We start from the raw sequence: 25,331 nt of genomic DNA, 5'->3' as shown, positions 1-25,331 counted from the left end.
GATAGAGTATTCGGTTATGGAGAAGACAATATTGATTTGACTTCAAAAAAATATTGAAGGAGCATATCGAAGAGGAATTGATGTGCATTATTGGACAATAGATGATAAAAAAACCATGGAGGAGCTGATCATAAAAGGAGCGAATGGCATCATTACCAACCGGCCAGATGTGATGCTTGAGCTTCTTGAAGAAATGAGTTATTAACGCGATCATGTCACTTTTTTTTGGCACATGAAACAAAGCCTTCCTGCCCATACTAAGGTCGGAGGTGTGCCAGTGATATGAAATTTTCATGGATGTTTGGATTAATACTTTTAGTACAATCTCATACCGCCAATCTTCCTGAAAGCTTAACAATTGAAAGTGAAGGAAAATCCATCGCGAGCATAACCAGGGTTGATTATCAGATGCCTTTTCCAGGCATGTCTCTTATTGATCTTGGAAAGTATAATCAGTTCCTTGTCAAATTGGATCGCCAAACCTATATACCCCCGGTGAATGCGTATATAGATGATGCAGGAAAAATTATCTCTGAGCAGGCCGGAAGAAAGCTTCACCGCAAAGCGTTTACAGATATTTTCTATACATATTTTTATCAAAAGGGACCGGCAAGAGCAGAGATTCCGATGCTTGCCATTTATCCGCGAGTTGACCGGGATCTTCTAGCCCATATCCGCGTTAAGCAAATCGGCCAATATGTTACATATTTTAATCCGAATAACGCAACACGCTCCCACAATATAGAACTGGCAGCTGAAGCCATTGATAATCATGTTGTTTTTCCGGGGGAGACGTTTTCCTTTAACCGTGTAGTTGGCAAGAGAACGAAGGAAAAAGGGTATATGCGCGCCCCGGTTATCGTAAGGGGTGAGCTTTCAGAGGATATTGGCGGAGGCATTTGCCAGGTATCTTCCACCCTTTTCAATGCGGTTGACCGGGCGGGCGTCAAGGTTCTGGAGCGTTACTCCCACAGCAAAAAGGTTCCATATGTACCGCCAGGACGGGACGCAACTGTCAGCTGGTATGGCCCTGACTTCACTTTTAAAAACCGGTACAGCTACCCATTGCTTATTCGCGCAAAAGCCATACACGGCCAAATGGTCATCAGAGTGTTTTCCTCTGATGAAATCGATTATGAACCCCGACCGGTGCCGGAAGCTTCCAAAATGCTCCCTGAAGAAGTCAGCACTGAAAGGGAAGCAAACACAGAGGATTAACTTATAAAAATAAGCCGAGAATCATCATAATTAACCCGAAAATAGCGGATCCGCGTTTAACGCTTTTATTTTGCCGAGGTTTTATAAACAAGCTGATTACAAAACCGACAGGAAGAACGAGGCCATTTAAATTAAAAGTAAATGAACCTAAGAAATAATACCCGATTAGTTTTAAAAATAGCAGATCTTCTTCCTCTCCCCTGTTGCGGAAAAGGATATAAAGTCCGGCTGCCCATAATAATAAAATAATAATAAACATACTTGCACCCCCTCTTATATAGGTTATTCCCCCGTTTTAGGGAAAGTGCTTAAAAGAGAAACACCCGCCAAATGATGACGGGTGTTTCTTTCCTTTATAACAGGCTTCTTGAAGCGACAATCACTCCATCTTCGTCTGCATAAACAAAATCACCCGGCTTCCAATCGATACCGCCGAATGTAACAGGAATATCCCGATCCCCTTTACCTTCTTTTTTGCTTTTTAAGGGATTGCTGCCAAGTGCGATAATCCCGGTCTCCAAACCGCCAAGCTCCAAGGTATCCCGGACACAGCCATAAATAATTACACCCGCAAGTTTTCTTGAATGGGCAATTTCGCCGAGCCGGTCGCCCATTAATGCACATCTTTTCGACCCGCCGCCGTCAACGACCAGCACATTCCCTTCTGGAATGGACTCCAATGCCTCTTTTACCAGCACATTATCTTCAAAGACTCTAACGGTTGAAATGGGGCCCGAAAACTTTCTTCTACTTCCATACGATTTAAATTCCTGCTGGCATACAAGAAGCTCTTTGCTGTATTCATCACATAAGTCAGCTGTTTTAAAATCCAAAAGATATCTCCTCCTTTTATTGAATTCCGGGACAGTACCCTTTTTTGAGGCACTGGGCATTACACCAGTCAAACTTAAAAACACTCTCTGCCTTTATTTCTTCGTGATTCATACATCTGTTCCCTTCCTTTTTTCGCATTGGAAAGGGAAAGATTATCGATTTCAGGCATATACCTTAATTAAGGAAGCGCCTTCACATTCCCGTTTACTTCATTTGCTGATGAAAAAGGGAGGTTAAAAGATGGCTTTGATGTGGACCATTACGGCAGGATTTATGATTTCGCTGGGGCTTGCCGGATTTATGCTTGTCTATTTTTTAAAAGGGGCAATGAATACCAAGGATTCCACGTCGGTGGACCCGGTTCAGGAAGATTCAGCAGAGTAAGGAAAAGAGGCTGCTATAGGGCAGCCTCTAAGTATTTAGAGAAATTAGTTGTGAGTACATCAAGGGGAGAACAAGCCCCTATTTTTGGCAATTTCTGCAGTAAAATGTTTTCCGTGACGAAATTTCTTCTTTTACGATGGGGCTGCTGCAGCGAAGGCAGGGTTCGCCTTCCCTGTCATAGACCCTGCACAGTTCATTATATCCCCCAGTTTTTGTATCCCCTCTAAACAGTGGTTCTTCCATATAGCCCCCAAACTGGATGGCTCTCGTTAAAACACCCTTTAAGGACTGGTAGAGAATTTTGATTTCATCCTCATCCAGTTCATCCGCTTTTTTCATGGGAAGCAGGCCGGCCTCAAAACAAATTTCATCACTATAGCAATTGCCGATTCCGGAGAGAAATTGCTGATTGACAAAAGTAGTCTTCAGCATCCCCCTTCTGCTCCCAATCAGCTCCCGGAATACAGGAAAGCTGAATGTTTGATCAATAGGCTCCGGGCCTAAATCCGCTAGCTCCTTCTCCAGTTCAGTATCTGTTAAAAGATGAAGATAGCCCAGTCTTAGTCCGATAAAATATAGTTTTTTGTCCCCAATGGAAATAATAACCTGTTTTGTCCGGTCAGGATTGTCTTCTTCGTTGCCAATATACATCCAGCCGCCAAGCATCAGGTGCAGCAGCAGGTTTTTGCCGGAGCTAAGCTTGAAGATAAGATGCTTGGCCCTCCGTTTTATGTCGGTAATCTGGGCCTTTATTAGCTGGCTTTTAAACTGTCCTGAATTTATGTTGATTGATTTTTCCCGGTTAATCTCCACATCAGTAATGGTTCTGCAAGCCAGCTGTTCAGTTAATAGCCTTCTGTAGGTTTCCATTTCCGGCAGCTCAGGCATAGTGTCAGCTCCTTCCATAAATATTGTTACCTTAGTATTGAATGGAAAGAATATCTTCATCCCTTGGCGCTAAAAAAATTGCTTCTTGATTCTTTTACATAGGTTCATAAATATATATAACATAATTTTCCAATATTTTAATAATAACAGTTTAGCATCTCGGACAAGAAAAAAGATTCCGCAGACGGTGCCGGGAATCTTCTTCGTTTATGCGAGACCTTGATTGGTAGCATGATTAAGCTGGGCAATAATATCTTCTGCATCCTCAATTCCGATTGAAATGCGTACAACATGGCTGGTGATGCCGAGTTCCCTGCAGGTTTCAGACGGAAGTGCCCGGTGCGAGGTTGTCAGCGGATGGGATACAGATGTTTCCACGCCTGCTAGGGTTGGGACAATTTTTACCCAGCCAAGTCCTTTGAAAAACTCATTCACATTTATCCTGTCAGCCAATTCAATTGTCACAATCGCTCCGAAGCCGGCATCCCCGAGCTCAAACGGATAATAGACCGTTTTAATGTCCTGGTTTACCTTCAAAGCCTCAGCCACTCTTTTTGCGTTAGACGATTGCTGCTTCATTCTAAGTGCAAGAGTTTTGGCTCCCCGGCAGGTCAGCCACGCTTCAAACGGACTTAAATTGGCTCCAAGGTTCACGATTTTCCCGCGCGCTTTCCCAATCAATGCTTCATCCCCAGCAAGGACACCCGCAGTTATATCGCTATGCCCGCCAATATATTTGGTTGCACTGTGCACGACTAAATCAATACCCTTAAGATATGGCTGGCAATGGTATGGAGTTGCAAAGGTATTATCAATCAGGGATATGAGGTTATGTTTTTTCGCCAGGCTGGCTACGTCTTCCAAATTTTCCACTCTCAATAATGGATTGGTGATGGATTCGGAATAAAGCAGCTTTGTATTGTCCCGGATTGCTTCCTCAACTTTCTCCATATCGGAAAAAGAAACGACCGTTACTTCAATTCCCAGCTGTGTCAGCTCTTCCTTAATCAAATGAAAGCTGCCGCCATACAGATCATCTGCAGCTACAATATGGTCCCCGCTTTTAACAACAGCCAGCACTCCGGCTAAAATTGCTGACAAACCTGATGATGCGGCTACACCAGCCGGTGCCCCTTCCAGACCGGCAATTAAATCGCCAAGCTCATCCGTATTCGGGTTTCCTACCCGGGAGTATAAATAATTGCCATTTCCTTGATAAAAACCTTCCAACTCATCAAGGTCATTAAAGGCAAAAGCAGAGGTTTGGTAAATAGGCGTTACTTTGCTTTTGATGGTCCGTTCGGTTTTATTTTTCTTATGAAGCACAGCGGTCTCAAAGTTCATCTTTCATTGCCCCTTTAAAAAAGAAATAAGGGCTGGACTATGCCCAGACCTTTAGTTGCAATAAGCCTTCCCACAAAAAATATGCTGAATTGTAAATCAATTCCGATAGAAAAATTATATCAATATCGCTTTTACACGTCAATGAGCGAAAGAATGAATAAATCTTACTTAACTTCATTCAAAAAGCTTTTTGTCCTGATTCCTGTTCTTCTAATTATAACCGTAGTGTCTACCTTCACATCTGCTTCTGCAAATTTTTCATCCCAGCTGTCTTCTATTGGCTTATAATCTTTATAGTCCTGCCTTTGCATCACTTCTCCAAAGCCGAAAATATCCGCTTCGTACTCTTCCTGAACCTTTTTTACCGTCCCTGAAATGAGTTTTTCTAAATGTTTCTCTGCACAGCGATCGCATTCAAAAAAAGTTTTCGCTTTATCAAATTGATTATTGCAATGGGTGCCATCCACGTACGCTTCAGCCCTTATATTAATATCTATTTTTGGCTGGCCGCCTTGAATTTCTCCTTTTATCTTCGTTTTTGTATTATACACCCTTAACCCCATAAAGCGTCCTTCTGCACATTCTACTGTTATGGACGTTTTTATTATTTTATCCTGAATCCATAAATAGTTTCTTGAATCCTCTAAGGAAAGATAGCCCGCTAACTTATCTTCTTTAAATATAGCAAGGGAATCAAGGATAACGAGGGCATCTGGAGTCACTTTTTTCATATTCTCGGAACTGAGGCCCTTCTTTGGATCCCCCAGAATGGTAACTGCCGCCATCACAGGCTCTCGGCCTGAAGAAGTCCAGGCTCTTATGACATCATTCATTCTCACACCGGGGTCGCCCCCCCAATCCTTCATCATGGTATCAAGCTGCGTATGGAGCTTTAGGGAGGGAGACTTTTGGAATTGATAGGTTACCCTTAAAATATCAGCACCTCTCAAACCTCTTGCAACTAAAATATTGAAGTCATCACGAATTTCTCTGTTTCTTTCCAGATAATCGATAAAATCAATGATTCCTTCCTTAGCCAGTTCTTCTCCAATGATTAATGTCCTCATATGTGAATAGATCAAATGTCTCGAAATTCCTTCATTCACTTTGTAGGCCAGTTCTGCAAGTGAGTTGCCTTCCACACCATAAACGATAGAAGGAGCAAATCCGCTTGCAGTCTGTTTATTTAGTTCAGTCGCATTAATGCCCTCTACAGTCAGAACATATTTATCGTTTTCACCCTTGTCTACCGCCATTCCAGTAACAACGGTTATTTCCCCGAGTTCCCTTTGGTCCCAGCATCCTGAAAGCAAGATCATAACTTGAATAAGAATGGCCAAGAAGGCATACCTTTTCAATTTGCCCGCTCCCCTTTCATAGGCGGAGGAGAAGGTGATCCTGTTTTAGGCATTTTCTCAGGGTTCTGTGTTTTTAAGTATGCAGGACGCTGCCGCATGCTCCAGAACGGAAAACGAAAGAAAACATCTTTCTGCTGTTCAATAATAAAAGGCGCAACTGGTGATAAATAAGCAACCCCGAACGATCTAAGTGAGCTTAAATGAGCCACAATGAAAACAAGGACAAGCAAAACACCATAAAGCCCCAAGATAGCCGAGACAATAATCAGCATGAATCGCAATAACCTTGCTGCCGCTGCAAAACTGTAGGTCGGTGATACAAAATTGGCAATGGCTGTAATCGCGACAATAATCACCATGATATTGGAGATTATCCCTGCTTCGGCAGCAGCCTGCCCGATTACAAGCGCCCCTACAATTGAAACCGTTTGTCCAACTGCCCTGGGCATTCGGACACCAGCTTCACGCAAAATCTCAAAGGTCACTTCCATAATAAGGACTTCTATTACTGCCGGAAATGGAACCCCTTCCCGCTGGGCAATGATACCCAACAGGAGCGGAGTTGGCAAAAGCTCATGGTGAAAGGTTAAAATACCGACATATAAAGAAGGAGTAATCAGTGCAATCATAAATGCTAAATACCTGATTATCCTTAGAAAGCTTCCCATCATAAAATTTTGATAATAATCCTCCGCAATAGAAAAAAAATCAACAAGAACAGCCGGTACCAATAACACAAACGGCGTTCCATCAACTAAAATCACAATCTTGCCATCAAGCAGATTTGCTGCCACCGTATCAGGCCTTTCCGTATTCAGTGCCAGCGGAAAGGGGGTGGCCGTTTTATCTGCGATCAGCTCTTCAATATTGCCGGATTCAAATATGGCATGAACCTTTATTTTTCTAAGCCTTTTACGAACCTCTTCCACAATTTTTTTATTCGAAATGCCTTCCATATAGCCTATATATACTGACGTATTCGTCTCGGATCCGATGATAAATTTCTCGAAGCGCAGATTTCTGTTTTTAATTCTTCTCCTTAACAGGCTTACGTTGGTTGAAATAGATTCAACAAACCCATCCTTTGGTCCCCTAATGACGGTCTGGGTGCTTGGCTCTGTTATCGATCGATCTTCACTGCTTGCCATGGAAAGGGATAATGCCTTTTCCAAGTCTTTAAAAACGATAATGATATTTCCGAAGAGCAGGGCAGTAATGATATCATTAAATGTTTCAATGAGCTGATAGCCTGCCCCTCCAAATTTCTCCTTGCATAACGATTTCAGGTCGTCCTCAGTTGTTAACTTAAGCCCATCATGCTTTCCGCTGAGTGATTGCAAGAAGGTTTCTTTTAGCTGCTTTGTATCAACCATGCTTGTAAGATAGACAAGCAGAGCATCCTTGCCTTCTGTTTTCAGGTCATCCATGCTTAAATCTATGGTGCTTCCAAACTCATCCTTTATTTTTTCCTTCAGCTGCTCCAAACTCAGCGTTTTGAGGTCTGCTCCAGCATCTGCATCTGGAGGTTCTTCGATTTGGATAGGAAGCTCTTTCTTCTTGCGCATCTTTAAAAGTGATTTAAGAATACTCAAAACTTCATCTCCTTCGTGCTGGATTTAGACTTTTTCTTTCTTAGCTTTAAGATTAAAACGAATAACAGAAGCGACGGAAAACCGAATTGCATCGGCAGGTGCAGATAGTATGGAACCAGCTCAAGGCCCTCCTGCCAATGGTCACCAAAGTTCACGGAAATCAAAATGGAAAACACGGTTACGATCATCGCCACCGGCAGTGAAAAATACCGGTATGGAAGCCGGAAGGTATATTCAAGGCCTTTTAACGCCGCAAACATAAAAACAGAGCCTTTTATCAAAATGCCCAGCATCATGATAAAAACGACCAGTGCATCAATTCTCTCAATAAAGTTCCCGATGGAGACTTCCCGTGCGGAACTCAGCATTGGAAAATTGGAACGGAGCAAGACATCCACTCCCAGTGTGACAATCATCAAAAACATAGCAAATAAGAGGAGAATTCCTGCGATTCCTACTCCCAATAATGAAACACGCATACAGTATTTAAAGTTTGTTACAACCGGAAGAATCAGTGTAAACGCAATCAGCTCACCAAAGGGAAACACAATAAGCGTTGGGAATAATGCTTTAAATACAGGCTGAAATCCATCCCCCAGGACTGGCTGGAGTTCGTACAAGTTCACGTTCCCGCTGGCAAATAAAAGGATCGTGAGAAGAAAAAGAAATCCGAATAAATACGGGGTGAAAATCTCCGAGGTTCTCCCCAGCACTTCAAGCCCTAGATATAAAATATAGGCCATCAGCATGCATATCGTCAGTGAAATGATTTCGATTGGCGTTGACGGGAGAATGGCAGAAGCAATCAATTCGCCAAAGTCACGGACCACCCGGCAGGCAAGATACAGAAAATAGATGATATATAAAATAGAAAGCATAATAGCAATGGGCCTTTTAAAGCAAAACTCCATAATTTCAAACAGATTCTTCCCTGGCATCCGGCTAATTATAAAATAATAAAACAGCATCACGCCAAGCCCGATGAGAACCGCAATCGCGATGGCGATCCACGCATCTTTTTTTGCATCCCCGCCAACGCCAACAACAATTGCACTGCCTAAAAGGAAATTGATCAATAAAGTCAGCAGCTGGCTAAGAGAAATATTCTCCTTTAACATCTAATCACCATTCCCTTTTAATAAGAAAAGCGTAAGGCGCCCGCCTATAAGAACGCAGACTAAAACCGCCACGTCCTGTGGCAACGTCTGCATGACCCGCATCCTGCGGGCCTCAAGCATAAGACGAGCCGGCTAAAAGGTTGTTCTTTAACCTTTTGGACGGATTGTTAGAAATGTGTAGGCGACTGCCCAGGGACGACAAGCATAAGACGAGCCCTGTAAGAAGGTGTTCTTCCCTTCTGAAAGGGATTGGCTTATGTCTCGTGTCCCTAGGAGCCGAAACTAGACAAGCTTATGACCTCGAGCCGATGGCGCCTGGAGCTAGACAATTATCGATGTAGAAAGATATAAATTCTGATTCTATAAAAAAACAGCCTTGGCGTCTGCACATACAGGATCACAACCTAAAAGCGCACGATGATCCAATAGAGTTTTTCGTTCATGGAATAATGTTTCCGAAGTTTCCCTTTTGCTGGGCACCATTCTAATCCGGCACTCTCCAAAAGCTCGGATTTTCTTTTTTGTTTAATCCCTCGAACCAAAAGCACATATGCTAAAGTTTAAGATCGCGAGGAGCCTGCTTGTTTTCGCGCTTTAAAAATACGAAAATCAGTTACAACGCTGGACACCAATCCAACGGCAACCGTGACAAGTATAATCATTCTTCCCGTGGCAACCTCTGAAAACAGCAAATTCCTTAAAGCTTCCCAAAAGGTAAAATCAAAAATTTTCATATCAAATACTGTGGCTAATAAAGTCATTAGTGTAAAAATTGTCAGATAGCTAAACGTAACCATTGCAGATACCCCATTAACATTCGATACTGTTTATCATTTCTCACACTGCATTTTTTATCCAAAAACACAATAAAAAACCCCTCCCCCGGCAGGAGAAGGGCTTCTATTCAATGCTTGTTTTCCATGTTAATTTTCCGGGGCTTAATATTTGCTGCATCCAGACCATTCCCCAATGATCCAAAGGCTTTGCCGGCATATGGGTCCACCAGGTCCGATTGTTTAAAATAGACCCTGGGCGTTTTCCATAATGCAGCCAGCGCTCGTGTTAACGGCATCTCATGATATCGCTCAGGCCACATTGATTTAATATGCTTTTTTACCAGAGGATAATATTTAGGGCTCATCCCCGGGAAAAGATGGTGCTCAGTGTGATAGGAAAAATTAAAATGCAGCACATCCACCCATTTTGGAACTGTTACCGTCAAACTATTTACTAGCGGATCATTCACAGGTGTCAAGGGATTTAAACGATGATTGGTGGCAATGTAGCTCATGACGATAAAGTTGGCAATCAGCAGCGGCAGCAGAAAGGCAAAAAACCACTTTACCGGGCCAATGATGAACAGCAGCATGATCCAGGTTGCCCAAGGCAGAATAAGCTGTGTCCATACCGCCGGCCGCTTTGCCGGTTTAAATTCCTTTATGTAAAGCCTAAACATTTTTAGCCCATGCATAGTGAATTGGAAGGCTAAAGACAAAAATCCAATAGATGCCCGAAAAGAAAAAGGCAATTTATAGACCCATTTTAAAAAAGGTTTCTGTGCAATTTTTTCAAAAGTCGGCCAGGCATCAGGATCTTTCTCCTCATCCTGCGTATGTACGTGATGTGTGAGGTTATGCCACTTCCTCCATAGGGCTGGGCCAGTACTTAACGGCCAAAACGCAATCGCGCCAAGCAAGTCTCTCAGCCACGCTTTCCTGACTACAGTACCATGGAGAATCTCATGTCCAAGGAAACCCATAGCTGCAAAACTTGAGCCGAGGACAATTGCAATCAGGAAACTTAATAAAGGATGCAGCTCAAATAACGAAATCGCCAAAAACCCGCCTATCACAATCAGCAAATAAGCAAGCCCTCCCCATAATCGTGATGGAACAGGCTTGAATGCCTTTTTTGGCATCAATGGCGCAATTCTCGCCGCATACCATCCAAAGCTGTGAAGCTCTTTCATGAAACGAAATACTCCTTTCTAAGTTGGTAATTCGATTAAATATTTCCCAGCAAGAGGGCTTTTTAATCTTAAAATAGGTGAATTTTTTTGGTTGATTAATAGAGTTTTTTAGGATTGAAAATGGAGTATACGCTGGCGAAATAGTTTTTGCGGTGTTGGGTCGAGTTTTTGCGTCGTTCGGGCTGCTTTTTGCGTAAATTTTTAAAGAATATCCGCCAGCTTGAATGGGAGTTGCGTCGTTATCGCTTTTAAGCCCGGCAGGTTGATTTACGTCCACTCCGGAATCATAGCCAGTTTTCAAAACGAATAAGTACCTTTATCCTGATTAGCCGCGAGCTGAGTGGGTATGGTTAGATAAAGACTGGAATTTGTATACAAATAGGATTTAAAGGAAAAATTATGAATGAATATGACGTACAGGAGGACAGGTATGACAACATCCAACCACAAAATGCCCCAGTATCCGGAGCCTTATTGGAGAGAAGAAGAGCTTCCGGCTTTCGACCGGCTAAGAGAAGATGCCCAAACGGAAATTGCAATTGTAGGAGGCGGCATAACGGGAATCACCGCTGGTTACCTCCTTGCAAAAGAAGGATTTAAAGTAGCTATTTTAGAAGCCGGAAATATTTTAAAAGGAACAACTGGCCATACGACAGCAAAGGTTACAGCACAGCACGGGTTAATCTATGATGAATTTATCAGCCATTTTGGCGAGGAGAAGACCAAATTGTACTATCAAGCTTCTACTGACGCCATAGAGTTTATCCGTAATACTGTTTCGGATAAACAAATTGACTGTGACTTTAGCAATGAAGAAGGCATAATTTATGCTGTCTCTGATGAGTACGCAAAAAAAGTAGAAAATGAGTGGCAGGCATACGAAAAGCTTGGCATTACAGGCGGGATGAAAGATAGCATTCCTTTTAATATCAAAACGACAGCCGTTCTGGCCATGCACAGCCAGGCGCAGTTCCACCCGCTTAAATACTTAAAAGTACTGCTTAAAGAGTTTGTTGATATGGGAGGAACGGTTTACGAGAATACTACCGCTGTAAACGTGGAGGAAGGCGATTTGCCCGATGTTGTTACACGTGAAGGAAACCGCCTGAAGTGCAAATATGCTATTTCTGCTTCCCACTTCCCTTTCGCAGACATGAAGGGCTTTTATTTTGCCAGACTTTCTCCAGAACGATCCTATGTTCTTGGGGTAAGAACGAAAACAGACTTTCCTGGAGGCATGTACTACAGCGCAGATTCGCCTACCCGTTCGTTAAGGTATACGCCCTATAATGGGGATAAACTAATTCTGGTCAGCGGCGACAGCCACAAAACAGGCCACGGGCCGGATACGATGAAACACTATCAAGCTCTGGAAAGCTTTGCGGAAGATGTGCTTGGCATTACCGATTATCCTTACCGCTGGTCTGCCCAAGATTTATACACATTGGATAAAGTGCCTTATATTGGGCCGATTACTGCCAAGCAAAAGAATATTTTTATCGCAACAGGCTACCGGAAATGGGGAATGACCAACAGTACCGCGGCTGCGCTGCTTATTAAAGATCTGATTATGGAAAAAGAAAATCCATATGCAGAACTGTTCAGTCCATCAAGATTCCAGGCAGATCCAAGCATTAAGAAATTCATCGCTACAAACACGGATGTAGCCGGACAGCTGATTAAGGGCAAGCTTGAATTTGTGCCAAAGGAAACAACTGATTTGGAGAATGACGAAGGCGGAGTCGTGATGATCAAAGGCCAGCGTACAGGAGCCTATAAAGATCCTGACGGCCAATTGCATCTTGTTGATACAACCTGCACCCATATGGGCTGCGAATGTGAATGGAACCACGGCGACCGCACCTGGGACTGCCCATGCCACGGCTCCCGTTTCTCCTACGACGGATCAGTCGTTGAAGGCCCTGCAGAAAAGCCGCTAAAAAAAGTTGATGCAGATTAATGTAAGAGTACCAGGCACCTATACCAGTTGGACGAACTGGTATAGGTGCCTGTCATCAAAGATAAAGCAAAAAATCCTCCTTCCGCTGAAAGAGGATTTTTTATCTTTAGTCTTGTACGTTGTTTTCTTTCTTTTCTTTGCTTCCAGTTGTGAATTCGACGAGTTCTTCACTTGTCCTTTGCGGTCTGTGTTTATTGTTGTTGCGCTGTGCGTTTCCATTTCCTTTTTTGGTTCTGCCCATTTTCTCACCTGCTCCTTTTTTCTTTTTCAAAAGTAGTATGAGTATTAAGGCAGGCTGTTATTCTTTTTCGCTCTTTTCTCATAGATTGTTGTTTCCGTTTATGAATTCTGCCCGTTGATTTCCGCTACGGGCACTCAGCGAACCCGCGGGGAGGGTTGCGAGCCTCCTCGGCTTCGCCTGTGGGGTCCCGCACTTCCCTCTCTTCCCGCAGGACATTGTCTAAACTTCCCTGAATTAACACCTCGTCGTAAGAAATTTGCGGATGCATTTTCGAGGAGTCAAGTGCCCTCCGCTACAATCAACTTAGTGGGTAAAATAAGTTTACCTTAAAAAGCAACAAACTTTACGAAAACAGCCTTCTTTTTTAATGCTTACGACAAACCGCCGAGCTCCGGGGCTTTTCTTTTCTTTGTCGCCTGCTCATAAGCATAAGCAAGTTTCACAAGCGTAGGTTCACTATAGGCAAGTCCTATAAAGGTAATTCCCACAGGCTCACCTTCTGGTGTGTATCCGGCTGGAACCGTAATGGATGGATAGCCTGCTTTTGCAGGAATACCTGCTCCAAAATTATTTGGGAATACAATTGCATCCAGATTATGCTCTTTCATGACATGGTCGATGCCTTGTTCCGTTGATAAATAGATGTCCTTCTCCAATGAGGAGATATAAGCTTTTTCAGTAAGATTGCCGCTAGTTTCTTCCGATTCCTTCAAAATGGTTTGGCCATATTTTAAGGTTTTTTCACTGTTCTCTTCATTAAAATCAATGACATCGGCCAGTGATCGGATATTTAAATGCGGTGCGACAGTACGCAGATAGGCATTCAAATCCGCCTTAAATTCGTATGTCAGCACCTCATAGCTCCATTCCGCTTTTGTGGAAGGAATCACTACTTCCTCCACTACCTCTGCTCCAAGCTCTTTCAATTGGGCTACCGCCTCGTTCATGACGGAGAGCTTCTCTGGGCTCAAATACTCAAAATAAGTCTCCCTCGCAATTCCGATCCGGGCTCCTTTCAAGCCATCTTGATCAAGATATTCTGTAAAATCCCTGTTATGCAAATCCAGATTCGTTAACGTTATTGGGTCATTCCCATCAGATACTGCCAGCACACTCAATAAAATAGCTGCATCTTTAACTGTTCTTGCCATTGGCCCAGCTGTGTCCTGGCTATGGGCGATCGGGATAATGCCCGTCCGGCTAACAAGCCCAACAGTCGGCTTAATGCCCACAAGGGAGTTCTGGCTTGCCGGGCTTAGAATGGAACCTGATGTCTCGGTTCCAATTGCTGCCGCAGCAAAATTGGCTGCCACAGCTGCGCCAGAGCCTGCGCTCGAACCGCCGACATCAAACTTGCCGGGACCATAGGGGTTAAGGGTTTGGCCGCCTCTTGAGCTATATCCGCTTGGCATGCCCTCTGTCATAAAATTGGCCCATTCCGTCATATTCGTTTTTCCCAGAATAACGGCACCTGCTTTCCTTAAGTAAGCTGCCACAAATGAATCTTTTTGTGCACAGTGATCCTTCAATGCAAGAGAACCTGCACTCGTATGCATTTTATCTCCAGTATCAATATTATCCTTTAGTAAAACAGGAATTCCATGAAGAGCGCCTCTCGGACCTTTCTTCTTTCTCTCTCCATCAAGTGCAGCCGCTATATGCAAAGCATCCGGATTTATTTCTAAAACGGAATTGATCGCAGACCCCAGCCTATCCATCTGCCCGATCCTCTCCATATATAACAGAACGAGTTCCTTGGAAGTAACCTCCCCGCTCTCCATCCTTTCCTGCAATTCATCTATCGTAGCTTCAAGCAATACTTCATCATGAAACATTTTCAGCCTTTGATTCTCCATCTTGTGTAACCCCTCAATCTTTTGTGAAGTAAAGTCTCTATTTTTAAATATTCGGCACACTAAACAGATTTTCCTTTTATAAAAAGCTGTAAAACTTCGGTGTTGATTTCCGCTGCAGGCACTCAGCGAACCGCGGGCTTCCGGGAGCATATAAAAAGAGTACCAGGTATCCAGTTGGACGGACTGGTATAGGTACCTGGTACTGTGGTTTTAAACGATTTCTCCGCCGCGCATAACCTTTTTCTCTGCGGTTTGGCCGAGTTCTTTGGTAAATTTTTTGAGTTCTCTTTCTTCTCTTTCGGTGACGAGGGAGATGACCGTTCCGCTAGCGCCGAACCGGCCTGTTCTGCCTGAACGGTGGACGTATTGGTTAATATCTTTCGGAAAATCAAAATGGACAACATGCGTGACTCCCTTGATATCCAATCCTCTTGCTGCCACATCAGTTGCAATCAGCATATTGGTTTTTCCGGTCCGGAAATTTTTGATCGCTTTTTGCCGGTCAAATTTGCTTAAATCGCTATGAAGGGTGCTGGAGGCAATATTTTTAAAATCAAGCTTCTCCGCCATCACGGTCAGGTTTCCGATATCCTTTACAAACACCAAAGCCTTAATATCCTCCAGCCTGGAGATCTTTTCAAGCATTTTAATTTTGTCCCTGGCTTCGGCCACAAAATAAATATGGTCGACAGCTGCAGCATCGATCGTTTCATCTTTTTCAACACGGATCACTTTAGCATCTGCTATTAATTCTTTGGCAAGCTTTTCAATAACCGGCGGAAGTGTAGCTGAGAACAGCATGGTCTGGCGTTCTTTCAGCGTTGACTTAACAATATTTTGGACTGTCTGTGCATGTTCGGGCACTAATAGCTGGTCCCCTTCATCAAGAACAACCGTTTTTACTTCATGCATTTTCAGCTTTTTCTGCTTTATTAGCTCAAGGACTCTTCCCGGTGTACCCAAAGCGATTTGCGGATGCTTCTTTAATTTTTCAAGCTGCCTTTTTACATTGGCTCCGCCGATAAAAGAAGCCGCTTTAATGCCGCTTCCCTCCGCCCATTTTTGGACCTCCTGAAGAATTTGCATCACAAGCTCCTGGGAAGATGCTAAAATAACTGCTTGTACTGCCTGTTTATCAGGATCAATTTTTTCAAGTACCGGCAGCAAGTAAGCAAGTGTCTTGCCTGTTCCGGTTGGGGATTCTGCAATAATATCCTTTCCTTCCAAGGCCGCCGGGATCGCTTCTGTCTGAATTGTCGTAGGCTGAGCAAATGCGGACTTTTTCCATGCCTCCTGAATAAATGGCTTCATATTTTCAATAAGAGATTGTGTCATAGGTAACTCCTTTTATTGTGTAAAATGATCTTTGTCATCTGCAAATGTTTTCTAGCCTATAGTATAGCCGATTCTGAAAGAAAAGAGTACCAGCATATACAGCCGGTACTCTAACAGATTATTTATTTAATTTTGTAATTCTGCCTTCAACTGCAGGATTTATCTCTTCACGGGCTTTAATATAGTTGATTAAAGCATCTAGGTCAACAATATCAACTGTACGGTTTTTGCCGTTTAGGAGTACGCTATAGCCGTCCCCGCCATCAGCCATATAATTGTTAACTGTTACTGTATATTCCTTATTAGGATCAATATCAGTACCATCACTTTTAACTAAAGAAACTATACGGTCGCCCGCTTCTTTTGAAGAATCATACGTCACCTTTAAGCCAGAAACGTGCATGATTCTTTCTTTTGAACCCCACTGCTGTTCAAAAAGCTCTTTAATTTGGGCACCGGTCAATGTCAATGTTACCAAGTCATTGCCAAATGGCTGTACAGTAAAGGCTTCCTTCCAAGTAATCTCACCTGCATCGATGCTTGCACGGACTCCGCCTGAGTTCATAAAGGCAAAATCTGTACCGGTTTGCTCAATCATGGAATCCGCAATCAAGTTACCCATTGGCGATTCTCCATCAGCATTTGTATCTCTGCTGATTCCTGTTGAAGTATAGCCAATCACTTCATTTAAAATAGGGGCAACATCAGCAATATATGTGTCAAGCATTTGTTTAATTTCAACATCAGGTTCAATATCACGTGTTGTATTCACAATTTCAGCTTTTTTAGCCACAATATCTTTCGTAACTGGATCAATGGTTAAATCAACATCAGAAAATGCTGTTCCGTAGGAATAGGATTGTACAAGTAACTTGCCGTCAACCACTGTATTTGTATATTGGTGATTATGGCCGCCGAACAAAACATCTACTTCATCATCAACCGCATTTGCAATATCAACCAGTTCCTCTTGAGGGTTAGACCCATCCAAAGCAGATTTTGCAGGATTATGAGTAACGACTACAATGGATTTGATACCTTGCTTTTTTAGCTCTGCAGTGTACTTATTAATCGCTTCCGCTTCATCTGTGAACTCTACCCCTGCTGTCCCGCTTGGAGTAACGATAGAAGGAGTATCGGAATATGCAATACCGATAAAAGCGATTGGAACACCGTTTACTTCTTTGATTTCATATGGGGCAAGGATCGGTTCCTTTGTCACTGAGTCCACTACGTTGGCAGCGACATAAGGAAAGTTTGCACCCTTAAACTCACCATATTTTTCTACGGTATTAGGATGGCTTCCACCATTAATTAAGCGAAGCATCTCCTCAACACCTTCGTCAAACTCGTGATTGCCAACTGTCCCCAAATCAAAACCAATTTCATTTAACATTTTAATTGTTGGCTCATCCTGAAGAAGAGCTGAAACAGGAGAACTCGCGCCTACTGCATCACCAGCATGGAGCATAAATGTATTAGGGTTTGTTGCTTCCCGCTGCTTTAAGTGTGCAGCTAAATACTCTACGCCGCCTGCATTTAAGCTTGAACTAAATGTATCAAGCTGTCCATGAAAGTCGTTAATGCCTAACAGCTGGACATCGAATGGTTCATTATTTTCATCTGCAACAGGAAACTGAAGAGAGTATTTTCCGAAACCATTGCTTGCTTCACCTACATAATTGATTCCGCTGTTTTCAGCAATTGCATCTTTTGCCTCTGGAGAAGATTCAAATGTTACGTTTACTTCTCCAGTTACCGGTGCAAATGACCAGTTCGAATCAGCAGAAGGATCAATGGTTTGTTCTTCACGGATATAATCAATGATTGCCTGGCGATTTTCATCCGGATAGAGCTCTACTGCCGTATTATTTCTGACGCCAGGGAAGTTTCCGCTTGCACGATAGTTGTTTGTAACAACAATAAATTCCTGATCGAGATCAATTGGAGCTCCATTATATTGCAGGTTTTTAATTCTGCTTGCATCAGGATTGACCAGCTTGCCATCTTTATCGTATTTGGCTGGTTCTGTAACGTCGATTTCATATGTTACACCATCAATTACATCATAGTTATAGGTAGGGAAGTCATTATTAATAAGTGACTGCTCTCCTGCTTCATTTTCATTAACCTGATTGAACTGGCCTGCAGACATTTCAAGCCATTCTTTTACGTCGGATCCTTTAATTTTTACAGTTGCCACTGTATTTGGGTACAAGTAAAGGTCGGCTACGTTTTTAATGGCAATGGTCCCTTCAGGGATATAAGTATAGTAGCTGGCGCCATTCCGTCCGCCTGCTTTAAACGGTGCTCCCGCAGAAAGCACTGGCGTACTTTCGTCTGCTGTGCCTTTTAATTGCTTTTCGATATACCATTTCTGGGCATTCGTTACAATTTGAATAGATGGATCATCTTTTACAAGCGCAAAGTAGCTGTGAATATCAGCAGTAGTTTCGCCTACAGGCTGGCGAACGTAATTGACTGTGCCCTCATGTTCTTCCTTTACGGCTTCTAAAATGGCTGGATCAGCATCAGCAAGGCTTTCCTTAACCGTTGCTCCGGCCTCATTTTTGTAGCTTTTAAAAATAGCTCTTAATGTTGAATCGGAATCCTTAACCTTCCACTTGCCCTTTTCCTTTACAACCGTCAGATCCATAACTCCAAGCTGGTTGCCCCAGTTGCCTGGCATAATAAACGGAACTCCGTTTACTGTTCCCTTTTCAGGGTTAACTCCAGGCAGATCGGTAAAATCACCCGGGAAGGTTTTATGGTTGTGACCCGAAATAACAGCATCAATACCATCTACCTTTGTTAAGTCATAAGCGGCGTTTTCTTCCATCTCCGTATAAGCAGCATCACCCATTCCGGAGTGTGCAAGCGCGATAATAAGGTCCGCGCCTTCTTCCTTCATCTTAGGGATATTGGATTCTACTGATTTAACGATGTCTTTTGTTATGACTTTCCCGTCAAGATTGGCTTTATCCCATTGGGTAATTTGCGGCGTAACTGCACCAATTACCCCAACCTTGATCACTTGGGTTCTGCCTCTTTCATCTTCCACTTTTTTATTGATAATTTTATATGGTTTAAAGTAGTTTTCATCATTTGTCGGATCATTATCTTGATCGTCCTTATAGACGTTTGCATTTACATAAGGAAATGGGGAATCATCAAGAACTTCATCAAGATAGTCCAGCCCGTAGTTAAATTCATGGTTTCCTACTGTTGCAGCATCATAGTCTAAAAGCTTCATTGCTTTAAAGACCGGATGAACTTCCCCGTCCTCAAGCTTGTCCACTTTCGCTTTGTAATCACCTAGTGGATTTCCTTGAATTAAGTCACCATTATCAAATAACAGAGAGTTCTTTACTTCCTCTCTGGCTTGTTTAATCAAAGTAGCAGTTTTGGCAAGTCCAAATTCAACGGTTTCCACATCTTTGTAATAGTCATAGTTATATAGATGCGTATGGATGTCTGTCGTACCTAAAATACGAAGTTTTACTTCATGGCTGTATTTTTGCTCTTGTTTTCCGGCATGGTCGGGCTTAGCAGCCATGACAGAGTTATATGAAATAGGAGAAGCTAAAACAGATAAGGCCATGGTAGTGGCCAAAACCGTTTTGCCAAATTTGCGCATACGCTTTTTCAAAAAAATACATCTCCTTGCAATTTAGTAGAATTGGATTATATCCATTTTCAATTTTATCTATTTTTCGACTTATTTGAGAATGAGTAAATAGTGGTGATTATTCTGAACGATTTATGATTATTTTGTAAAAAGCAAGGCCTATATTCCCTATTAGGCAAAACGTCAATAAAGGATGTACATTAAAATGCACATCCCCTATTCATTCGGTTTTATTAACTTTTTTGGCTTAAAGGAATAATAACGTTAACAGCCGTCCCTTTCCCTATTTCGCTGTCAAAATCTATACTTCCGTCATGTTCCTCAATGATCTGATTCGTAACCATCAGTCCCAAACCGGTTCCATCTGACTTGGTCGTATAAAATGGATCGCCGATTCGTTCGATGTTTTCAGCTATAATACCGCAGCCTTCATCTTTCACGCGAATTAATACTTGCTGGCCATGGAGCATTCTTGCCGAGATCGAAATGGCTCCCCCATCAGGCATCGATTCGATGGCGTTCTTAACGAGATTAATAAACACCTGCTTCATTAGCTTCTCATCACATTCGACTTTCGGAATATTTGCCAGGACTTCTGTTTCAAATTTAATATTCTGATTGGAAGCCTGCTCCTTCATAATGGAAATGACGTAACTAATCAGGCTGTTTAAATCTACTTTTTCAAACACAGGATGTCTTGGCTTGCTCAGGAACATAAGGTCATCAGCAATCAGATTGATGCGGTCTATTTCCTCTATCATAATTTGATAGCGGTCGCGGTCTTCCGGATGTCTTTCCATCTGCAGCTGTGTAAAGCCTTTTAAAGCGGAAAGCGGATTTCTTACTTCATGGCCTACTACTGATGCCATCTTTCCGACAGCAGCCAGTTTTTCGGTTTCCCGGAGCTCCTGGAAAACGTTTGTCAGGGATTGAATATAGGAGTAGAAACGATTCAGAAGCACATAAGATACACTTGAAAAAATGATCAGCAGCACGATGGGCACCATTACCGTTTGGCTGCCCAGCAAAAGGCCTACAACAAGATATTTACTCACCATTCCCCCTGCGATAATCCCAAAATAACGCTTATTGACAAAGAGCGGAGCGAATAGGATAAAAAATAGCTCCACAGCGTTACCTGTCTGAAACTCCTTAGATTCACCAAAGTAAATCATCATGCTATTGGTAAAATCAATCAGGATAAAGCCGAAAAAATATAAGTATTTTATCTTAAAGGGACTGCCTGTTTTGAAGAAGTATACCGCTGCCGGCAAAAGGCCGATAATGGCCAAATAGTAACCGAAGCCGAGTCCGCCTTGCGGAAGCCCTGGTGTGCCCCCTGTATTGAGAGGAAGGAGATAATAATAAAATAAATCATATAGTGTAAAAATAAGATAAAACAGCCACATAAAAAGCCTGACTGCTTTTGTTTCTTCATTTATCAATGTCAGTTGACTAAAACCCTTCATAAAAAAGCTCCTTGGTTAACTCTATTAAAATGATTCCAATAGCACTATTATAAACGGTGAAGCCCAGCCGTGTACATTGTCTTTCATTATAAGGTGTTTTTTGGCCACATAATCAGATTAAAAAACCAGCCCGCTAATGCGAACCGGCTGATATGGATCATTCAATTATTAGCACATTCTGACTGAGCTAAATGATCAAAAGTCGAACAAAACCGCGGAACCGATATATTACGGCTTTAAAATAACCTTTATACAGTCATCTTCATGGTCATTAAATATTTTATATGCGCGATCAGCTTCTTCCAATGGAATCTGGTGTGTGATAATCGATTTCGGATCGAACTCCTTATTGGTGATTTTTTCGAACAGTTCTGGCATGTAATGCACTACCGGAGCCTGTCCCATTTTTATGGTGATGTTTCTTGAGAAAAACTCTTCAAGCGGGAACATATTATAAGATAATCCATATACGCCTGTCAGCTGGACGGTTCCAAACTTTCTGACCGCTTTCATGGCAATTTGAATAGGGCCAAGCGTTCCGCCCTGCAGCTTCAGCTTTTGCTCAACCTTTTCCACAGCGGATTTTTTGCCATCCATTCCGACGCAATCAATGACCACATCTGCACCGCCCTGGGTAATTTCTTTTATATAAGCACCCATATCATCATATTTCGTAAAGTCATAAACCTCCACATCATTCATTAGCTTAGCATGGTTCAGCCGATAATCCAGGTGATCAACGGCAATTACACGTTTGGCTCCTTTCATCCAGGCGAACTTTTGGGTCATCAATCCGATGGGCCCGCAGCCTAGGACTACGACTGTATCTCCCTTTTTCACACCAGAATGCTCCACGCTCCAATAAGCTGTTGGCAGTACGTCTGATAAAAAGAGAAGTGATTCATCCTCCAGCTCGCAGGATTCCGGTACAACAAAAGGCATGAAATTGCCAAAAGGCACCTTTAAGTATTCAGCCTGGCCGCCCGGGTGGTTTCCGTATTTTTCTGTGTAACCGAAGTACCCTCCTGCGTCTTTATGGGGGTTGGAATTATCGCACTGGCTTTCCATTTCGTTCTGGCAGTAAAAGCAGTGCCCGCATGAAACATTAAAGGGAATCACGACCCGATCGCCTTTTTTCACCCTCGTCACATCAGGTCCTGTTTCTTCGACAATCCCCATTGGTTCATGCCCAATAATATAGCCGGGGCGCAGTGGCATATTTCCTTGATATAAGTGCAGATCTGAACCGCAAATGGCGGTTGAAGTAATCCTGACAAGGATATCATCCCGTTTCTCAATCCTTGGATCCTCTACATTTTTCACTTGAATATCTTTAGCTCCCTGATAGGTTACAGCTCTCATCTTTCACACTCCTTCAGCAATTTACTAGGCTATACCCTGCCGGAAGGAAGGTTAACTCCATTAATATCCAAATCCCATTTGAAATATTTACCTATAATTAAAAGAATATTTTTTGATAGATTAAAAGAAAGGTTCCTCTTTTCTCTCATTAATAGTCTAAAATGCCCAAATACGGGCAAAATAGGATAGTTTAACTATTTTGAATTTTGTAAATATAATGAAAGTACAGCTTGATGCTGTGACAAATACATAGTTTGAGAGGAGATTTTGGATGAAGAAAAAAAGAGTAATTGGGTCAGCAGTACTAAGTGTAGCAATGGGACTTTCTGTATTTGCGTCAGGGGCGTTCGGCCAGCAAGTTGAGAGCAATGAAACCTACCGGGTCATGATTCAGGGGCCAAGCGCCGAACAAGCGAAGGCTAAAGCAAACTATGGTGTGCGCTGGGATTTTGGCCAGAATGGATTTACTACAACGGTAAACGCGAAACAGTATCAAGCATTATTGAAAAATAAAAATTTGGAGATTGATAGAGTCGCCCAGGTTAGTCTATCTCCTCTCAGCAAGGAATCTGCTGCCAAGCCGGGAGCAGAGGCTGCAGCTGTTCCAACAGACAGAACTCCCTGGGGAATTGAGGCTATTTATAATGACAGCGCCGTGCAAAGCACTTCAGGCGGGACAGGCGTTAAAGTTGCTGTTCTAGATACAGGGGTATTTACATCTCATAACGACCTGACTGGACAGGCAGAGCAATGTAAAGACTTCACTCAATTTAAAACTCCTTTAGTGGACGGAAGCTGCAACGATAAAAACGGACACGGTACACATGTAGCCGGTACAGTACTTGCACATGGCGGCGCTAATGGACAAGGTATTTACGGGGTAGCACCGGAGGCTGATTTATGGGCATATAAAGTATTAAATGACAGGGGTTCAGGCTACTCCGATGATATTGCCGGAGCCATACAGCATGCGGCAGATCAAGCAGCCAGCATTGGTTCAAAAGTTATTATCTCCATGTCTTTGGGTTCAAGTTCTAAGAGCTCATTGATCGCTGATGCGGTTGATTATGCATATGGAAAAGGTGTTTTAGTTGTGGCAGCAGCTGGAAACTCAGGCCCTGCTGATAACACAATCGGCTATCCAGGAGCTCTAGTCAATGCAGTTGCAGTTGCTGCTTTGGAAAATGTCCAGGAGAATGGATCTTACCGTGTAGCTGACTTCTCTTCCCGCGGTAACCCTGCTACTGACGGCGACTATGTCATCCAGGAGCGCGATGTTGAGGTATCAGCGCCGGGAAGAGCGATTGAATCCACTTGGCCGGATGGTTCATACAACACAATCAGCGGTACTTCCATGGCTACTCCGCACGTATCCGGATTGGCCGCAAAGATTTGGGCTGAAAACCCTTCTTTAACTCACACTGGCCTTCGCGCAGAGCTTCAAACCCGTTCCAAGCAATATGACATCCTTGGCGGAACAGGAGCTGCAGCTGGTGATGATTACGCGTCAGGATTCGGTTTCCCTCGCGTGAAATAATAGAGTAATAGAGAAAGCTTGGACCCTATTCGGTCCAAGCTTTTTTAGTGAGTTGATGAACCTTCCCGGCAAGCGAAAAAAGTGCCAGTTGCTAATATAATTGAAAAGTTGCAAATAAATCACTCCGAGTTGCTAATAAACCGAAAAAGTTGCTAATAAAATGGCCAAAGTTGCTAATAAAAGGTATGAGCACGAACAAAACCATAGTGATTTTCACTTGCAGCTTTAGTTTTTTAGTCGTTTTTACTATAAAACTTACATTTTTTACTGCAAAGCTTCCTGTTTTTTCATTTTCCGGCTATAAATAATCTTTGATAAGCTGACACTTGCTTCATACAGCAGCAATAGAGGCAGTGTGACCAGAATATCTGATATGAAATCCGGCGGTGTGACCAAAATCGCAACAACAATCAGCACAAAGTAAGCATACTTTCTTATTTTCTGCAGTGAATATGGATTGATGATGCCCAGACTGGTCAGGAACATGATCACGACTGGAAGCTCAAATAAAAAGCCGAACGGCAATGTTAAATGAAGCACGAATTTAAAATACTTTTCCGTTGTAAAAAAGGCTGTAAACATTTCACCCGATAAGGCCATCAGAAAATTCAGGACGAGCGGCAGCAGGACGAAATAGCCAAATGATATCCCTGTTAAAAACAAGAAAAATAGAGACGGAATATAGGATAATGTTACTTTTCTTTCTGCTTTTGTCAGTGCTGGGCTGACGAACAGCCAAATTTGGTGGGCGGCAACCGGGATGGCCCCTGCTATTGCGACCACGGATGCAAGCATAAAATAGACCCAGAGAATTTCAGAAGGTCCCAGAACAGCCAGCTTAAAATCCAAATCTTTTACAAGCCATTCGTAAATATCCTTCACAAATATAAATGAGAGCGCTAAAAAAACAATAAAGGTTACAGCAATAATAATCAGCCTTTTGCGAAGCTCCTCAAAATGCTGAATGACGTTGACTGCCTGATCATTCATGTTCAAACACCTCAATAGCAAAAGGAAGGAAGAAACGCTCTTCCTCCCTCTTATTTTTATAGTAATTCTTTCTTCTTTTTCTCTTCAGATGGCTGGTCATCGGAGACAAGTTCGCGTGTTGATTTCTTAAATTCTTTCAAGGTTGTTCCGAATGCCCGTCCGATTTCCGGCAGCTTTGATGGGCCGAAAATGATTAGCGCCAATACCAATACTAAAATTAATCCTGGAATTCCTATATTTGATAGCAT

At 42.7% G+C, this 25,331-nt stretch carries 22 protein-coding genes; 5 read left to right on the top strand and 17 right to left on the bottom strand.

Annotated elements, in window-relative coordinates:
- Positions 1-52: 52 nt before the first annotated feature.
- Both IQ19_RS28950 and IQ19_RS09380 read left to right on the top strand, forming a co-directional pair.
- Entirely contained in the window at positions 53-205 is a 153-nt protein-coding gene (locus IQ19_RS28950) for a glycerophosphodiester phosphodiesterase family protein (protein ID WP_338422646.1), read from the top strand.
- A 77-nt stretch (positions 206-282) separates the two neighbouring features.
- Positions 283-1,218 (top strand): VanW family protein, encoded by a 936-nt coding sequence (locus IQ19_RS09380; protein ID WP_144542169.1) that lies wholly within the window; start codon positions 283-285, stop codon positions 1,216-1,218.
- Between the two features lies 1 nt (position 1,219).
- On the opposite strand, the gene IQ19_RS09375 is transcribed toward IQ19_RS09380, so the two are convergent.
- Positions 1,220-1,477 (bottom strand): hypothetical protein, encoded by a 258-nt coding sequence (locus IQ19_RS09375; protein ID WP_144542168.1) that lies wholly within the window; start codon positions 1,475-1,477, stop codon positions 1,220-1,222.
- Between the two features lie 94 nt (positions 1,478-1,571).
- A complete protein-coding gene (gene rraA / locus IQ19_RS09370; protein WP_144542167.1) occupies positions 1,572-2,051 on the bottom strand; it encodes a ribonuclease E activity regulator RraA in 480 nt (159 codons plus the stop codon).
- A 241-nt stretch (positions 2,052-2,292) separates the two neighbouring features.
- On the opposite strand from rraA, the gene IQ19_RS28070 reads away from it, so the two are divergent.
- Positions 2,293-2,436 (top strand): hypothetical protein, encoded by a 144-nt coding sequence (locus tag IQ19_RS28070; protein WP_199749436.1) that lies wholly within the window; start codon positions 2,293-2,295, stop codon positions 2,434-2,436.
- A gap of 78 nt (positions 2,437-2,514) precedes the next feature.
- Here the strand turns inward: IQ19_RS28070 and IQ19_RS09365 are convergent, their stop codons facing one another.
- The 7 genes from IQ19_RS09365 to desB all read right to left on the bottom strand — a co-directional run bounded on the left by IQ19_RS09365 (position 2,515) and on the right by desB (position 10,705).
- Positions 2,515-3,324: an Fpg/Nei family DNA glycosylase gene (locus IQ19_RS09365; RefSeq protein WP_144542166.1), complete on the bottom strand. Its 810-nt coding sequence runs from the start codon at positions 3,322-3,324 to the stop codon at positions 2,515-2,517.
- A 207-nt stretch (positions 3,325-3,531) separates the two neighbouring features.
- Entirely contained in the window at positions 3,532-4,668 is a 1,137-nt protein-coding gene (locus IQ19_RS09360; protein ID WP_144542165.1) for a trans-sulfuration enzyme family protein, read from the bottom strand.
- A gap of 164 nt (positions 4,669-4,832) precedes the next feature.
- Positions 4,833-6,026: a Ger(x)C family spore germination protein gene (locus IQ19_RS09355; RefSeq protein ID WP_242020947.1), complete on the bottom strand. Its 1,194-nt coding sequence runs from the start codon at positions 6,024-6,026 to the stop codon at positions 4,833-4,835.
- Entirely contained in the window at positions 6,023-7,618 is a 1,596-nt protein-coding gene (locus IQ19_RS09350) for a spore germination protein (protein WP_144542164.1), read from the bottom strand. Before IQ19_RS09350 ends, IQ19_RS09355 begins: the two co-directional genes overlap by 4 nt.
- Positions 7,615-8,736: a GerAB/ArcD/ProY family transporter gene (locus IQ19_RS09345; protein ID WP_144542163.1), complete on the bottom strand. Its 1,122-nt coding sequence runs from the start codon at positions 8,734-8,736 to the stop codon at positions 7,615-7,617. Before IQ19_RS09345 ends, IQ19_RS09350 begins: the two co-directional genes overlap by 4 nt.
- A 560-nt stretch (positions 8,737-9,296) precedes the next feature.
- A complete protein-coding gene (locus IQ19_RS09340) occupies positions 9,297-9,533 on the bottom strand; it encodes a hypothetical protein (protein ID WP_144542162.1) in 237 nt (78 codons plus the stop codon).
- Between the two features lie 107 nt (positions 9,534-9,640).
- On the bottom strand, positions 9,641-10,705 hold the full coding sequence (gene desB / locus IQ19_RS09335; RefSeq protein WP_144542161.1) for a Delta(10) desaturase DesB: 1,065 nt from the start codon (positions 10,703-10,705) through the stop codon (positions 9,641-9,643).
- A 430-nt stretch (positions 10,706-11,135) separates the two neighbouring features.
- Here desB and IQ19_RS09330 point away from each other — a divergent pair, with 430 nt between their 5' ends.
- Positions 11,136-12,665 (top strand): FAD-dependent oxidoreductase, encoded by a 1,530-nt coding sequence (locus IQ19_RS09330; protein ID WP_144542160.1) that lies wholly within the window; start codon positions 11,136-11,138, stop codon positions 12,663-12,665.
- Between the two features lie 106 nt (positions 12,666-12,771).
- Here the strand turns inward: IQ19_RS09330 and IQ19_RS28945 are convergent, their stop codons facing one another.
- The 6 genes from IQ19_RS28945 to IQ19_RS09305 all read right to left on the bottom strand — a co-directional run bounded on the left by IQ19_RS28945 (position 12,772) and on the right by IQ19_RS09305 (position 22,556).
- A complete protein-coding gene (locus IQ19_RS28945; protein WP_258309396.1) occupies positions 12,772-12,906 on the bottom strand; it encodes a hypothetical protein in 135 nt (44 codons plus the stop codon).
- Positions 12,907-13,277: 371 nt separating this feature from the next.
- Complete coding sequence (locus tag IQ19_RS09325) at positions 13,278-14,762, bottom strand: amidase (RefSeq protein WP_144542159.1); 1,485 nt, start codon at positions 14,760-14,762, stop codon at positions 13,278-13,280.
- 210 nt (positions 14,763-14,972) lie between these two features.
- The gene (locus IQ19_RS09320; protein ID WP_144542158.1) at positions 14,973-16,097 is read right to left on the bottom strand and encodes a DEAD/DEAH box helicase; all 1,125 of its coding nucleotides are present in this window, start codon (positions 16,095-16,097) and stop codon (positions 14,973-14,975) included.
- A gap of 118 nt (positions 16,098-16,215) precedes the next feature.
- The gene (locus IQ19_RS09315) at positions 16,216-19,746 is read right to left on the bottom strand and encodes a bifunctional 2',3'-cyclic-nucleotide 2'-phosphodiesterase/3'-nucleotidase (protein ID WP_144542157.1); all 3,531 of its coding nucleotides are present in this window, start codon (positions 19,744-19,746) and stop codon (positions 16,216-16,218) included.
- Positions 19,747-19,958: 212 nt separating this feature from the next.
- A complete protein-coding gene (locus IQ19_RS09310) occupies positions 19,959-21,194 on the bottom strand; it encodes an ATP-binding protein (protein ID WP_144542156.1) in 1,236 nt (411 codons plus the stop codon).
- Between the two features lie 228 nt (positions 21,195-21,422).
- Positions 21,423-22,556, bottom strand: a complete 1,134-nt coding sequence (locus IQ19_RS09305) for a zinc-dependent alcohol dehydrogenase (protein WP_144542155.1) — start codon at positions 22,554-22,556, stop codon at positions 21,423-21,425.
- 271 nt (positions 22,557-22,827) lie between these two features.
- On the opposite strand from IQ19_RS09305, the gene IQ19_RS09300 reads away from it, so the two are divergent.
- Positions 22,828-24,093 carry a S8 family peptidase gene (locus IQ19_RS09300; protein WP_144542154.1) on the top strand — a complete coding sequence of 422 codons (1,266 nt, stop codon included), beginning with the start codon at positions 22,828-22,830 and terminating at the stop codon, positions 24,091-24,093.
- 264 nt (positions 24,094-24,357) lie between these two features.
- Here the strand turns inward: IQ19_RS09300 and tatC are convergent, their stop codons facing one another.
- The gene (gene tatC / locus IQ19_RS09295) at positions 24,358-25,083 is read right to left on the bottom strand and encodes a twin-arginine translocase subunit TatC (RefSeq protein WP_144542153.1); all 726 of its coding nucleotides are present in this window, start codon (positions 25,081-25,083) and stop codon (positions 24,358-24,360) included.
- A 56-nt stretch (positions 25,084-25,139) separates the two neighbouring features.
- Positions 25,140-25,331 (bottom strand): twin-arginine translocase TatA/TatE family subunit, encoded by a 192-nt coding sequence (locus IQ19_RS09290; RefSeq protein WP_144542152.1) that lies wholly within the window; start codon positions 25,329-25,331, stop codon positions 25,140-25,142.

The organism is Cytobacillus oceanisediminis, assembly GCF_007830235.1.
Taxonomy (GTDB): Bacteria; Bacillota; Bacilli; order Bacillales; family Cytobacillaceae; genus Cytobacillus; species Cytobacillus oceanisediminis.
Note: the sequence above shows the minus strand (reverse complement) of the source record. Positions and strands in the feature narration are given on the sequence as shown.